Source organism: Mariprofundus sp. KV (genome assembly GCF_013387475.1).
Lineage (GTDB): Bacteria > Pseudomonadota > Zetaproteobacteria > Mariprofundales > Mariprofundaceae > Mariprofundus.
Map to the genome: position 1 here is coordinate 130,218 of NZ_VWNB01000005.1, position 14,172 is coordinate 144,389.

Sequence of the window (14,172 nt, forward strand, 5' to 3'; positions counted from 1 at the left end):
ACTTCAAATATTTATGGGATTCAGGAGCGCTTATCCAACCCCTGATACTCCTCCACTTCAACATAGACCGAAGAGGGGTAAACCGGACCGATATCGACAATTACCCAGGCATCACCACGCAGGCCGAGTTCAACATCAAAGACATCACCCTCTCCGATCATCTCAAGAATCACCTGCGGTAGCGCTACCGGACCAATGCGCTCCTGCATATTATCAAAGTCGAAGAGAATCGAGTCGCTGTTCACAGCAACCACCCGGCCATGCCCCTCAACAAAGCGTGAGAAGCGTTTACTGCGCAGGCGTGGCGAAACACCGCCACCGGAGCGGACAAAATGGAACAGCACACGTGAGAGTCGGGCGACCCTGACTGCATCCGGCGTCACCTCAGCCAGAATCTCTATCAGGTTCAGGTACTCATCATGTTTAAACCAGCCACGCTCGTGACTAAACGAGAGCCACGCCTGCAGGACATCGGAGTAGGCCTGAATAAGTTCAGCATTACTGGTCTCACGCACCGAAAACCAGCCGAGAAAATCGCGCAGATGTTCAGGATCAAGCGCATCCATCGGCAACTGACCGAGATCACTTGTAGGCTCAACATCACCCTCGAGAAGGTCAGCCATATGCTGCTCCAGCCCCTCTTCCCACTCGGCAAAATCGGACTCATCGTTAAATTCCGTGTCCTGAAACAGGTCAGAGTAGTGAATCAGATACTGCGCCAGCATCTCCATGCACTGCTCCTGCGTGGAGTGCACTGCAGAACCGGAGGTAAAGCTGGCAGCCGTGCCCTGAATAAAATCATCCATCGACTCCTGAAGCGTATGTGAACGACTCATACAGGCACCACAAATACTTGAGCTTGGCAGATAATCATGGCTACTCCCTGAGATAGAGGATCACGAGCGAAGGCGAATTGTTGCCCGAAATGCCACAAATAGCTATTGTCCCGGGCCGTTTGAGAAAAGAGTTTCACTCTGGCTGATCCCAATAGAGCCGATGAAAAGTGAGGAACAACCCATGCAAATCAATGTAACCAGCGTCCGTGTTGGCAATATCCTGGAGGTCGACAGCGGCCTGTGGCGCGTCATGAAGACCAACCATGTCACACCCGGTAAAGGTGTAGCCTGCATGCAGCTGGAGATGCGCAATATCGAAACAGGCAACAAAACCAATAAGCGCTTCAACTCTACCGAACGTGTTGAACGCGTAGTCCTCAGCCAGCGCGACATGCAGTACCTCTATGCCGATGGTGACGACTACCACTTCATGGATATGGAGACCTACGACCAGATCACCCTTGATGCGGATATGCTGGAGAATGCCCTCCCCTATCTGCTGCCTGAGATGATGGTTCAGGTTGAGTTTCACGAAGAGCGTCCGTTGAATGTGAAGTTGCCTCAGACTGTGATCCTGGAAGTGGTGGAGTGTGATGCAGCCATTAAAGGCCAGACGGCGACCAGCTCCTATAAACCGGGGCGTCTGGAAACCGGCGCTGCGATTATGGTGCCGCCTTATCTGGAGTCAGGTACACGTGTAAAGGTCAATACCGATAACGGTGAATTCGTCGAACGCGCCTGATCACTGAAAGTATCAACAACAATTAAAACGCGGCCTGTTCAGGGTCGCGTTTTTTTATTTAGGGGGATACACCCTTCACATTTCTCAGCATTCGGCCAAGCACATCACGGGTAAGATGGAACTCCTCCTCACTGATATCACTATAGGCCTGCTTGAGAATCTCCATCAGCTTGGGGCGCAGCTTCTCTGCCGCCTCTACCCCCAGTTCGGTGAGGCTGGCACGCACAACACGGCGATCCACCTCATCGGTGGCGCGCACCACCAGCGCTTTTGCAGCCAGACTATTGAGCAGACGGGTGATCACCGCCTTATCCTTGGCCAGCGTATCAGCCAACTGCTTCTGGGTAAGGCCCGGCTTCTCTTCAGATTGATGGATGATCATCACCACAGCCAGTTCATCGGCAGTAATCGGATAACCGCTGGCGGCACACTGCTCGGCCAGCATCTGGCGAAAAGCGTACATCAGATGATGTACCAGATAACCCAATCCATCTTCAAAACGTTTTGGCATTGCAACAGTCATGGATGAACCATAACCACAAAGGTTGACAATGCCAATAGTTGACATCATCAATATTTTACCAATCATTCATCTTATCTGTCTAATATGCGGTTTTTCATTGAGAAGGGAGTTCCATGCGTCGATCGTTCAACCATGTCATTGTGACCAGTCTGCTATTGACCACAACAGTCATGCCTGTTGCTGCAGAGGAGATGGATCTTAAAGCCGCCATTACGGCAGTCATTGAAAAACATCCGGAGCTTGAAATAAGCCATCTGGATCGACGCATCGCCCAGAGTGACAGCCGTCGTATTGAAGGCATGCTCGACCCTGTCGTCACCGCCCGCATCGGTGCCAGCGAAGAGACCACACCTACAACCAGCAGTTTCCAGCCATCAGAAACAAGGCTCGGGCAGATCTCCGGCAGCATCAGCAAACCGCTGGCCAGTGGTGGTACACTCGGCGTCAACTTCAACTACAACCGCAGCAGTCAGGCCTATGCCCCCTCGCCACTGGCGGCGCAACTCTCAAGCTTTAACCCCGCCTATCGCAACCAGATTAACCTCAACTATCGCCACCCGCTGCTTAAAGGTAATGACCGGCCCGATTACGAACAGTCACTGATCGCCACTCAGGCAGGCGTTCGTGTGGCTGAGATGCAGCAACTGATCACTGCCCGCACGCTGGCGCTGAAAACCACCAATGCATGGTTTCAGCTCAGCTCGGATGATATCAATATCCGCATTGCCGAACAGGCCGTAGAACGGGCAAAAGCACTGCTGAACTATCAGCACACACGTGAAAAGTTCGGACTCATTGAGACTGCGGATCGGCTGCAGGCAGAAGCGCTGCTAGCGGCCCGCAAGACCGACCTGCAACGTGCTCAGGGGCGGCGCGCAGCCAGCCTGAGTAATCTCAACAGACTGATGCTGCGTGCACCCGAGAGTGAAATATCCATCCAGATTGACACAATAAATGATGTTTCAATACCCCCCATGGCTGAGGCAGTCGCCGTGGCTGAGGAGAAACGGGCTGAACTGAAACTTCTGCAAGCGCAGATGGATGCGGCAGAGGCCCAACTCACCATGGCACGCGAAGGCGATAAACTACAGCTCGATCTGATTGCCGAACTGGGAACCCGGGCACTTAGCAACACAGCACCGGCTGCTGCCGCAGGCGGTTTCACCATCAACGATCACTACGCCTCCCTCTCTGTTGAACTGAGTGAAGTCATTGGCCGCAACAGCGCCCGTGCAGCGCTGGAGAAAGCGCTACTTCAACAGCAGCGTGTTGCCGCACAGAGGGTATCCACGCTGGAGCAGATCAGAAGTGATCTATCTACAGCCATCACCTCACTGCGCTCAGGCCGACCTACACTGCTGGCCGCCCGCAAACAGGCAGAAGCTGAGCGCCGCAAGTTCACAGCTGAGATGAAACGCTACCGCGAAGGGCGCTCTGATACCGCCACACTGGTGCAGTTTGAAGGTGAACTACTCACTGCAGAGCTTAATGCCGACCTGCAGGCGCTTACCCTGCAACTGGCCGCCAGACAGCTGCTCTGGGCACAGGGCAATCTTCTGGAATCACTGCATATCGATATCGCTAACGGCAAAGGTTATTAAATCATGAAAAGCATTATCGCCTTTTTCGTTAAACGCGGAGTTCTGGTCAACCTCATCTCCGTCATTCTACTGCTGGGCGGCATCTACTCGGCCATGCAGATGCAGCGCGAGGCATTTCCGAGCATCAATTTCGATGTGATAGCCGTATCCGGTGCCTATCCGGGTGCAGCGCCGCGTGAAGTGGAGCGCCTGATGGTGGCTCCGATTGAGCAGGAGTTAAAAGGCATTGATGGCATCAATGTCATCCGCTCCACCGCTTATTCGGGCACCATGCAGATCACCATCGAGGTTGATCCGAACTTTGAGGATCGCTCCAGGCTTGTCTCTGACATCCAGCAGGCGATCAACCGTGCAGATCTGCCTGTCGATCTGCCTGCCGACCCGATGATCATGGAGGTGAAGTCTGAACAGACACCTGTGCTCACCTTCTCCATCTTCGGTGACTTCGAACCGCTGGCATTGAAACACCTCAGTGCCAAGATTGAAGATGATGTGCGTGATATTCATGGCGTTGCCAACGTCTTTGTTCAGGGCGACCGCAAGGAGGAGATCCGCATCGTCCCTGATCCTGAGAAGATGCGTCGCAGCCGTATCTCCATCCACGATATCATGGCTCTGGTCAGAGGCTGGAATATCAATGCGCCCGGTGGACGCCTGAAAGCAACCGATGGTCAAAGCATTATCCGCATCACCGGTGAATTTCTCTCGGCTGAGGATGCAGGCAATCTGGTACTGCGGGCCAATGAACGCGGTCAGGCGCTCTATCTGAAAGATGTGGCAGAGGTGACCGAAACACTGGAGAGGCCTTATCGCTACGTGGCAGCCAGAGGCGACCCGGCCATCACCATGATTGTGATCAAAAAAGGGGATGCAGATATCATCACACTGGTCGACAAGGTTCGTGCCTATCTCGACACCATCCCGCAAAAATATGGTGAAGAGGTGCATGTCAGCGCCTATAACGATTTCTCCACAATCACCCGGCTCCGACTCGGTGTACTGACCAGCAACGGCACCATCGGACTGGCACTGGTTCTGGTAATGCTGATGCTCTTCCTGCGTCCTGCTGTGGCTCTGACCACTGCATGGGGTCTGCCGATCATCTTCTTTGCCGGTATCGGCCTGCTCTATGCAATGGGTATCACCCTCAATCTACTGGTGATGTTCGGCTTTATTATGGTGCTCGGTCTGATGGTCGATGATGCCATTATTATAGGAGAAAATGCCACCTACCATATGGAGCGTGGCCTCTCCCCCGAACAGGCCGCCATTGAAGGAACCTACGAACTGATGGGGCCGGTAACCGCAACCGTACTCACCACTATCGTAGCCTTTATGCCTCTGCTGTTTATGGATGGCATTATCGGTAAGTTTATTGCCAACATCCCGCTGGTCGTGGTGATCCTGCTCGCCTTCTCGTGGTTTGAAGCGATCTTTATTCTACCCAACCATATTCGCGATGTTGCCAACGCCAACAAACACCCTAAAGAGCGGGTGCTGTTTATCTGGATTACCGCTGCCTACACCTGGTTGCTGGAAAAAGCGGTAAGACTTCGCTACCTGACCATTCTGATCACCATTGCAGCTCTACTCGGAAGCTTCGCTCTGGCAGGCACCATGAAGTTCCAGCTCTTCCCCTCCGGAGCCGAGAGCACATTCTACCTTCGCGTCACCATGCCAACAGGCACCACACTCGAAGAGATGCGAGACAACCTGAAAAAACTCGATAGCGAGGTTCGTAAGCGCATTGATCCGGCCCTCTTGGAAACCACCACGATGATCGCTGGCGAGAATAGTGCCGACCAGCGCGAAGCGCTCAAGCAGATCGGTGATCGCTTCGGCTTTGAACGCATCATCCTGATTCCATTTACCGAACGTACTGTAAAAGCGCACGATGTGATGAGCGTACTGAAAAGTGAAATCCCCCCTCTCTTCCCTAAACTGGATATCAGTTTTGCCATGGAGAGTCCCGGCCCTCCGGTAGGACGCGCTCTGCAGGTTGAGTTAACCGGTGGTGATGAAGCGACCATGACCAGAGTTGCCAAACGGCTGGTTGCGCAACTGCAGACCATCAAGGGTGTCTATGCCGTAGAGAGTGACCTTGAACCGGGAGATCCGGAGGTTCGGATTGTCATGGATCGCAAACTTGCCGCCTATGCCGGAGTTGACCTGGCCACCGCAAGCACCCATATCCGTGCCGCATTTGACGGATTGCGCGTCTCCACCATCAAACGTGGCAAAGAGGAGATTGATGTCACCATTCGCTACCCTGAACAGGCACAGCGCGACATTAACACCCTGATGAAGCTTGAGATCCCCAATCAGCGCGGCGGCCTTATTCCCCTGCACAGGATTGCCCATCTGGAGAGCAGAGAGGGGACAAGCAGTATTCGTCACAAAGATGCCCGGCGTGTGATCAATGTCTCAGCCGAAGTGGACAAGAAAAACATGACCTCAAAAGAGCTCAACGCGATTGTCCTGCAAAGCCGAGAGCAGTGGCTTGCAGATGATGCAGAGGCAGTGCATGTAAATCTTGGTGGAGAGGAGGAGAAAACGCAGGAGTCTGTACGCGGGCTCGCATTCAGCTTCCTGTTTGCACTGCTTGGTATCTTTGCCATTCTGGCCGTGCAGTTTAACCGTGTTGGTTATCCAATCCTTGTCATGCTGGCGATCCCGTTCGGCGTCATCGGTATTGTCGCTGGCTTTTTCCTGCATGGTGCCCCCCTCTCATTCATGGCCATGATGGGTTTTGTGGCATTGACAGGCGTGGTGGTCAACTCATCGCTGGTGATGGCAGTGTTTATTCAGCGCCAGATCAATGATGGCGTCCCCTGGCGCAATGCAATTATGGAGAGCGGCAGACGGCGTCTGCGTGCAGTACTTCTTACCGCCATCACCACTGTTGTGGGTTTGTTGCCAACAGCCTACGGCTGGGGAGGACACGATCCATTTGTTGCACCGATGGCCCTGGCACTCTCCTGGGGACTGATGTTCTCCACAGTGATCACACTCTTCTCCGTACCTGCCGCACTGGGGATTGCTCTGGATATCAAACAGAAAACGGAGCAGCTACTGGGCAAAGAGGTGACGGTAAAGTAATATCACAGAACAGCTTGAACATGTGGCACTGTAAATACCCGAGCGTTTTACTTGTGTATTCTAAATGTTTTTTAATGCCCTGTTCACCGCTCCATCATTGCATCCATGCATAGTTCGTCCTGTCTGGTGTCACCCTCCCCTCCCTCCCCGGCATCAGACACCCTCTATTAGAAAAGGCCCCGCATCAGCGGGGCCTTTTTTCGTTAGCTAAACATAAAAATTTTGCTTTTCACAAGAGGGGCGGGAGATGTCACAGGCATGACGTAAATTGGCCTTATACTTGCTTAGTCGGTTACAGCCAAATGACAGCAATAGATTCGGCCCATCCATCTTTCCCCACTTCCCCACAATGGGTCGGATCTAAAAAGGCCCTGCATACGCAGGGCCTTTTTACTATTACAGCGTTCTAAAGAGAGATCGGTTTAATGATGACCGCCTTCCTCTTCCAGCTCTCTGGCAAAGATGGCGCTGTTTTTACCGATAATACCAAGCAGAATGAATGAGTAGATGAAGGTGGAGAGCATAATCACACCCACCACAATCGCTGTGAACATCTCCATATGCTCAAAGGTAGAGGGGATCATCATCAGCATAACGATAGAGAGACCACCTTTGATTCCGGCAAAGGTGAGCACACCCCACCAGCGGAAATTCACATTGGTCATCTTATCGGTGCGATTGGTAATAAAGGCGAACTTGGCCATCATCGCCGCACGAATCACCGTTGTAGCCAGGAACATCACCATAATTTCGGTTTTATATTTCAGCAGCAGATCCATATCGATCATCTCTGCCATGGCGATAAATAGCATGGTATTGGCAACAATGGCCAGCAGCTGCACATCCTCTTTGGTGCGCATATGGCGATCACGCTCCTCGACTGTCGCCTTGATGGTCTGAATGGCAGTATGAATCAGTGAACGTGAAGTTTTCTCTGATACAGATTCACGCTCCAGCGCCTCCTCCTCCTGCTCAAGACGTTTATCATCATCAACCACAGATTTGGATAGAATATGGTGCACGGTCACTGTAGCAAAAATACAGGCCAGAATACCGGAGAGATGCATATGTGAGTGACCACCGAAGAGGTTCAGAAGCACATAGAAGTGCTCTGAGATCTCAAATGCGCCGTAACCGGTCAGAATCAGGATCAGCAGTTCAGCAATACGATTATCGGTTGTCTTCATCGCCATCAGACCGATATAACCGATCAGCACACCCAGCACAGCCGATCCACCAACCACCACCAGCGAGGTTTGGGCCACATAACCGGCTGTGATCTCGCCGCCATCAAGTGCATAGAGTCCGATAAATACAAATACAATCAGGGCTGTTGCATCATTAAACAGGCTCTCACCCTCACAGAGGATTTTAAGGCGATGAGGCAGCTCAAATTTGGAGAAGATACTAACCACGGAGACAGGGTCGGTAGCCAGCACCATGGCAAATAACATAATAATCGCAGCTGTGGAGAGGTTGTACTGACCAAACAGTGAATCACCAATCAACAGGGCGGTCACCACCGAGAAAGAGACAGCTACTACAGCCAGATAGAAGAGGCTCAGCCCGTGCTCCTTGAGATCCTCCACCTTCAACTCCAGTGAATCCCCAATCAGCAGGATAGGTAGTAACAAAATCACCAGTGCAGCAAAATGTTCAGCATCACCGGTGAGCATAAACAGGTCACCGAAAATAAGGTGGAACACAAAACTCAGGGCAATCAGCCCAACCGGAGAGGGTATTTTCATCTTATCCTCAAGCTGTAACGCCAGATAGAGAATGGCGGCAATCGACAGTACTGTAATAATCATATTCGGGTCCCTCCGTCATGAGTGTAAATTTGATTGAGCAAAAACCAGGCCATTTTCATCCCATTTACCCGCAACAGTTTTGCATTGGCTCAATAAATGCAACAAAAGCGTGCTTCAAGTCTGTGTTCCTGTTCGAATAGGCCTATGCCTGAATCGTCGAAATCATCTGCACCAGAGTCGACTGCCATCAAATGGAAACAGCATCTCATGCTGCAGCCACCGGTTGCACCTGGCGGCTGCATCTGGGTACACGCCTGCTCGGTAGGTGAAGTCGGTTCGGTTGCACCGCTGATCAGGGTGCTGCTGGATAAGGGGCACCATGTGCATCTGACAGTAGTGACTGCAACCGGTTTTGCACATGCCCATCGCCTGCTCGGAGCAGAGATCTCTGTCTCCTATCTGCCATGGGATCTGCCCACCCTGTTCAGCCGTTTTCTACGCAGATTAAAACCTGCCCTGCTGCTACTGGCTGAGACCGAATTCTGGCCGGGCATGTTGCGCGCCTGCCACAAACAGAGGGTGGCGGTAATCGGTATCAATACGCGTATCTCTGACCGCTCCTTCCCGCGCTACCATGCCAGCCGTATTTTCTGGAGATCGGCCTTAAAACCTGTATCACTGTTTCTGGCTCAGAGTGATATTGATGCCGAGCGGCTGATCGCGATGGGTGTTGATCGTGAAAAGGTTCGCGTTGCAGGCAACCTCAAATACGCCATCACAGCCCCCGCAGTTGATGCGACCCAACTGCGTAAGCAACTTGATCCCGGCGCCAGTCGTCCGATCCTGCTGGTAGCCAGCACACATGAGAAAGAGGATGAGAAGATTCTCGATATGTGGCCGGCATGGCACGCCTGCTGCCCCGATCTGTTATTGGTCATTGTGCCGCGCCATCCGCAGCGCTTTGATCAGGTGGCAGAGAAAATCAGCGCGCGCGGATTAAAGCTAAAGCGCTGGTCTGCACAGACAGATGGAGATACCTCCTCCCCTGATCTGGTGCTGATTGATGCGATGGGGCTACTCGGCAAGCTCTATACCGTAGCCGATGCCGTGATTATTGCCGGCAGCCTGACCAATATCGGCGGCCATAATCCGCTGGAAGCGGCCATCTGCGGGCGCGGTGTAGTCACCGGCCCCCATGTACAGAATTTCCGTGAGATTATGGATGCGATGCGTTGTGAGGATGCAGCCATTGTTGCAGCCGATGATAGCGAACTGGAGAAGGTTATCTGCCGACTGCTCACTCATCCGGAGGCGTTGCAGCAGCTCAATGGCAGTGCAGCACTCTTTATCCGCGACAAAAGCACAGTACTGGCGCGTATCATGGCTGAGATAGAGCCACTACTGGCCGGACTGGAGAGGCAATCTTGAGCGACATGCACAGTCGCATCGAGCGAATCTGGTGGAGCAGAGGTGAACCACCGCTGCTGCTGCGCCTTTTTGAACCGCTCTACCGGGTTATCAATAACATCAATCTCAAGCGCCGCGCCACGCAACCGGCTGAGCCACCACTGCCACTGATATCGATCGGCAACATCACTGCCGGCGGCAGTGGCAAAACGCCCTTTGCCATCTGGCTTGCTCACGCCCTGAAAACAGAAGGTTATGCTCCTGTGCTGCTCTGTCGCGGCGATGGCGGAAGTAACACCATGCCGACGCTGGTTGATGAAGCTGCAGATCCCGCCATCGTCGGTGATGAAGCACGTCTGCTTGCCGATGCCTCGGGATGCCCGGTCATTGCTTCAAGAGATCGCATTGCCGGCACTCATATGGCTGCCGAACTCGGTAATATCATCATTCTCGATGATGGCTTCCAGTACCGCCATCTGGCGCGCAGCTGTGACATTGTACTCATACCCTCTGAAGGGGTTGGCAACGGCCACCTGATCCCTGCTGGCCCCCTTCGTGAGCCTGTAGCGGCACTACAGCGTGCCGATATTGTTGTCCGTACCGGTGATGAAGATGAGCAGGCCAGTTGTTCGCCTTTAAGTGCAGATCGCGAATGGCGCTGGCAGAGCCAGCCCGCCGGTCTGATCGATATCATGAACAGCGGCGCTGAAGCACCCGCCAGCCTCTATGCCGCCACAGCCATTGCCCGGCCACAACGCTTTTTCGATGCGCTTGGCAAAAGCGGTTTTGAGCTAACCGGTTCAAGATCATTTCCCGATCACCACCGTTTCACTCAATCCGAGGTTGATGCGCTTACGCAACATCCCGATGTCGCGATCACCGCTAAAGATGCGGTCAAACTGGTTCCACTCTGGCCTAAAGATAAGCCACTCTGGTTGCTTAAACTGCAAGGCAGTGGTGAACCGGGTTTGATTGAGGAAATCATCCAGCATCTAAAAAAAGAGCCATAAAAAAAACCGCCACAAGGGCGGTTTTTTTTATAAGCTGCTTAGTATCAGGCTTTAGAAACGATCAAGAACCTGCTCATTCACGACAATCTCATAATTATCACGAACCGATGCCATCCAGCGCGCGAAACGAGCCTGACCCTTGGCTTTTTTCAGCGAGGTGGTGACTGATGCCTTCTGCGCCTCAAACTCTTTCTCTTCAGGTGCAATCACCTTCTCAACGCGAACAGCTGCAATACCCTGTGGCACACTCAGACTGCTATCCACCCAGCTACCGGCAGGAGCACGGAATGCCTGCGCCAGCAGATCACGGGTCAACCAGCTGGCCTGATCACCAACACCGTTACTGCGAATCTGTTTGGAGATGAATTTAGCCTGACCATATTTCTGGGCCAGAGTGTCCAGTGATTCACTGCTGCCACGAATCTCATCTGCCAGCTTCACAGCCAGTTTGCGTGCTTCATCGCGACGGGCATCTTCCAGAGCACTGGCAGCCACCTTGGCAAACTCCATCACTTCAGGCTCAATGCGTTCCAGCACTTCAAAGGCAATATAACGCCCTTTGCCTGCATCAAGAATTTCAACGGCCTGGCCTGGACTGGTGGCAAATACTTTACTGCGAACTTCTGCGTCATAGAGCAGTGGCTGCGCAATTGCCTCATCAATACTTACCGGATCAATATTAACAACCTTCAGATTCAGGGATTCAGCAGCCGCTTTGAGTGTGCCCTCCATACCCAGCGCATCATCAAGGTCCTGTGAAATCTTGTAGGTCTCATCAGCAGCACGGCGCTCTACAGTCTCAATACGCAGCGCCTCTTTCACCGCACTGAAAGCTGTTGTTTTCTCTGCACGAACATCATCCAGCTGAATCAGATGGAAACCGAATTCAGTTTCAACGATATCGCTGACATCACCCTTATCCATTGAGAAGACAACCTGATCAAAGGAGGCAGTCATCACGCCCTGTTTAAACCAGCCCAAATCACCACCGTTACTGGCAGACGGGTCGTCAGAGATATCTCTGGCCACAGTGGCAAAGGGCTCACCCGCCTTGATGCGGGCCTCTGCTTTCTCGATCTTCGCACGCGCTGCAAGGCGCAGCTCCTGAGAAGCATCACCGCTCACCCTGGCGAGAATATGCGATGCCTTACGGCTCTCCTCTTCAGTGTAATCAGCCTTGCGCTCCTCATAGATTTTACGCAGTTCAGCATCGTCGACAATCATATCCGCTGCAACTTCAGCCGGATTGATCTCCACGGCAGTAAGTTTGATACGAACCGGCGACATATAGCTCTCTTTATGAGACTCGTACCATGCTTTGGCAGCAGCCTCATCCACTTTTGCAGCCTTGATCAGGCTATCGGGATCAACCACAATGGCAGAGAGTACACGCTGCTCATATTCACTGTTAAAGGCCTCACGAATCTCCTGCTCGCTGACCTGAGCGGAATCGGCAACCGCATTCTGCACGGCATCAACCATGATATTGATGCGCATCTCGTTCTCAAACTCCTGCGGTGACGCAAAGCCCATGTTACGGGTAAGAATCTGATAGCGCTGTGGATCAAAGCGACCGGCAGCCTGGAAAGACGGATTGGACTGAACCGCGTCCAGCACCACAGCTTGCGGTGCAGTCAGGCCAAGCTGATTTGCCGTATCGATCATAATATAGCGATTCACCATGGTCTGCACGGTGGTCTCTTTCAGATTCAGCGAGTTCATCAGATCCTTGGAGAACTGTGCACCGAGCATACGTCGGTAACTATCGAGCTGACGATTATAGGCCGTATAGAACTCATTCTGGCCAATCGGTTTCTCATTGATGGTCGCTACAGGCGGATTCTGATCGCCGGTGAAGTAATCACCAACGCCCCAGAGTACAAATGAGAGCGCGATACCGCCAAGTATGACTTTCGCGATCCAGCCTTGCGCATGATTACGCATCGATTCGAGCATGATAAACCCCGGTTAAAAAGTTAGGGGAAACAACAGACATTAAATCTTATGGTTCCCCTGTAAAAATAAGGATTCGGGACGCTACCGAAGCAAGCTAAACAGGGCAATGGGTGTTGCCCTGTTTAGCGCGATAGTGAAATCAAACCAGAGCAATGGGGGTGCTCTGAATGGTGCGATAGTGAAAATTAATCAGGGTAATGGGGGTTGCTAAAAAAATGTGCGACAGTTCAAATCAACCGTCTCAACAACATTGAGGCAATGTGGTCAGAAACAGCCAGTTCCTTCACCTCTAACCTCGTGGCGACTCATCAACACTTAACAGACATGGAAAATCGACCAGGATCGAATCAAGCGACCGAATCTCCTGAAAACATTTAACATTTACAGGGAGTTCCTCTTTATAGGGAGCTCCGGAACCACCTATCCAGATGTCCATCTCTTCGGGAACAGCTGAACAGAGATCAAGCACGAATTTGCGAGAATGCCTTAACGCATATGCAGAAGTAACCGAGATCCCAATCACTGATGCCCCAATATCCCGGCTTGCCTCAAGCAGCTCGGAGATGGGAACCTGTGCCCCCAGGGAGAGACTTCGAATGCCATGAAATTTAAGCCACAGCTCTACCATCTGGATTCCAATCGTATGAATTTCACCTGGTGGTGTAGCCAGTATGATATCGATGGGGCCTTCGCAGAAGGTAGGAATATCAAGCGTCTCCTTGTTAAGTACGCCCTGAACAACATCAGAGTAGAGATGCTCCTGATATATCTTAATAAGGCCATGCGACCATGCAACACCAATATCATGGTTAACTTTTGCGAGTGTATCCTCAATAAAAGCGATAACACCGTGGGTGATCAATGCACGCTGCAACAGATAGTAGACACGATCCCGATCATTTCGCTGCAATGCAGCTATGATCTCCTCAGAAAGGGGTAACTGAAGCTGCTTTGCTATTGGCTTGCCTTCTATCGGATTGCTTCCTGCAACTGCCAATAGTGCATATTTCGGGCGCACACCTGAATTGATGAGTCGTGAAGCTTCCCGAAGAGAACGAATCTGTGCTGTTGAATATAGCCGCTCCTTGCTGCTATTTCGCTGCGGCTTAGGAAAGCCATAGCGCGATTCCCACTTTCGGATCGTCTCCTTGCTCAGGCCGGTTTCCAACGAAACTGCAGTGATATCGTGTTTATATTGGCTCATTTAACCTCTATCTCTTCCATACTATTGATTATACATAAATCGT

Annotated in this window: 10 protein-coding genes; 5 read left to right on the forward strand and 5 right to left on the reverse strand. The window is 52.2% G+C overall.

Annotated features, from left to right (window positions below):
* Positions 1–20: 20 nt before the first annotated feature.
* On the reverse strand, positions 21–836 hold the full coding sequence (locus F3F93_RS05575; protein WP_176958178.1) for a hypothetical protein: 816 nt from the start codon (positions 834–836) through the stop codon (positions 21–23).
* 181 nt (positions 837–1,017) lie between these two features.
* On the opposite strand from F3F93_RS05575, the gene efp reads away from it, so the two are divergent.
* Positions 1,018–1,578 carry an elongation factor P gene (gene efp, locus F3F93_RS05580; protein WP_176958179.1) on the forward strand — a complete coding sequence of 187 codons (561 nt, stop codon included), beginning with the start codon at positions 1,018–1,020 and terminating at the stop codon, positions 1,576–1,578.
* Positions 1,579–1,636: 58 nt separating this feature from the next.
* Here efp and F3F93_RS05585 read toward each other — a convergent pair whose 3' ends face one another.
* Positions 1,637–2,101: a MarR family transcriptional regulator gene (locus F3F93_RS05585; RefSeq protein ID WP_176958180.1), complete on the reverse strand. Its 465-nt coding sequence runs from the start codon at positions 2,099–2,101 to the stop codon at positions 1,637–1,639.
* Between the two features lie 113 nt (positions 2,102–2,214).
* On the opposite strand from F3F93_RS05585, the gene F3F93_RS05590 reads away from it, so the two are divergent.
* Together F3F93_RS05590 and F3F93_RS05595 are read left to right on the forward strand one after the other, a co-directional pair.
* A complete protein-coding gene (locus F3F93_RS05590; protein ID WP_176958181.1) occupies positions 2,215–3,702 on the forward strand; it encodes a TolC family protein in 1,488 nt (495 codons plus the stop codon).
* A gap of 3 nt (positions 3,703–3,705) precedes the next feature.
* Positions 3,706–6,801 carry an efflux RND transporter permease subunit gene (locus F3F93_RS05595; protein WP_176958182.1) on the forward strand — a complete coding sequence of 1,032 codons (3,096 nt, stop codon included), beginning with the start codon at positions 3,706–3,708 and terminating at the stop codon, positions 6,799–6,801.
* Between the two features lie 422 nt (positions 6,802–7,223).
* Here F3F93_RS05595 and F3F93_RS05600 read toward each other — a convergent pair whose 3' ends face one another.
* Positions 7,224–8,612, reverse strand: coding sequence for a cation:proton antiporter (locus F3F93_RS05600; protein WP_176958183.1), 1,389 nt, complete (start codon positions 8,610–8,612; stop codon positions 7,224–7,226).
* Positions 8,613–8,756: 144 nt separating this feature from the next.
* On the opposite strand from F3F93_RS05600, the gene F3F93_RS05605 reads away from it, so the two are divergent.
* On the forward strand, positions 8,757–9,980 hold the full coding sequence (locus F3F93_RS05605) for a 3-deoxy-D-manno-octulosonic acid transferase (protein ID WP_241696996.1): 1,224 nt from the start codon (positions 8,757–8,759) through the stop codon (positions 9,978–9,980).
* A gap of 5 nt (positions 9,981–9,985) precedes the next feature.
* A complete protein-coding gene (gene lpxK / locus F3F93_RS05610) occupies positions 9,986–10,969 on the forward strand; it encodes a tetraacyldisaccharide 4'-kinase (protein ID WP_241697007.1) in 984 nt (327 codons plus the stop codon).
* A gap of 51 nt (positions 10,970–11,020) precedes the next feature.
* Here the strand turns inward: lpxK and F3F93_RS05615 are convergent, their stop codons facing one another.
* Both F3F93_RS05615 and F3F93_RS05620 read right to left on the reverse strand, forming a co-directional pair.
* Positions 11,021–12,925, reverse strand: a complete 1,905-nt coding sequence (locus tag F3F93_RS05615; protein ID WP_176958185.1) for a SurA N-terminal domain-containing protein — start codon at positions 12,923–12,925, stop codon at positions 11,021–11,023.
* 289 nt (positions 12,926–13,214) lie between these two features.
* Positions 13,215–14,129: a cobalamin-dependent protein gene (locus tag F3F93_RS05620; RefSeq protein WP_176958186.1), complete on the reverse strand. Its 915-nt coding sequence runs from the start codon at positions 14,127–14,129 to the stop codon at positions 13,215–13,217.
* Positions 14,130–14,172 lie beyond the last annotated feature (43 nt).

Excerpts from the sequence above, each read along its gene's own strand:
- F3F93_RS05575 (WP_176958178.1), bottom strand. The coding sequence starts at position 836 with ATGAGTCGTTCACATACGCTTCAGGAGTCGATGGATGATTTTATTCAG.
- efp (WP_176958179.1), top strand. The coding sequence starts at position 1,018 with ATGCAAATCAATGTAACCAGCGTCCGTGTTGGCAATATCCTGGAGGTC.
- F3F93_RS05585 (WP_176958180.1), bottom strand. The coding sequence starts at position 2,101 with ATGACTGTTGCAATGCCAAAACGTTTTGAAGATGGATTGGGTTATCTG.
- F3F93_RS05590 (WP_176958181.1), top strand. The coding sequence starts at position 2,215 with ATGCGTCGATCGTTCAACCATGTCATTGTGACCAGTCTGCTATTGACC.
- F3F93_RS05595 (WP_176958182.1), top strand. The coding sequence starts at position 3,706 with ATGAAAAGCATTATCGCCTTTTTCGTTAAACGCGGAGTTCTGGTCAAC.
- F3F93_RS05600 (WP_176958183.1), bottom strand. The coding sequence starts at position 8,612 with ATGATTATTACAGTACTGTCGATTGCCGCCATTCTCTATCTGGCGTTA.
- F3F93_RS05605 (WP_241696996.1), top strand. The coding sequence starts at position 8,757 with ATGCCTGAATCGTCGAAATCATCTGCACCAGAGTCGACTGCCATCAAA.
- lpxK (WP_241697007.1), top strand. The coding sequence starts at position 9,986 with ATGCACAGTCGCATCGAGCGAATCTGGTGGAGCAGAGGTGAACCACCG.
- F3F93_RS05615 (WP_176958185.1), bottom strand. The coding sequence starts at position 12,925 with ATGCTCGAATCGATGCGTAATCATGCGCAAGGCTGGATCGCGAAAGTC.
- F3F93_RS05620 (WP_176958186.1), bottom strand. The coding sequence starts at position 14,129 with ATGAGCCAATATAAACACGATATCACTGCAGTTTCGTTGGAAACCGGC.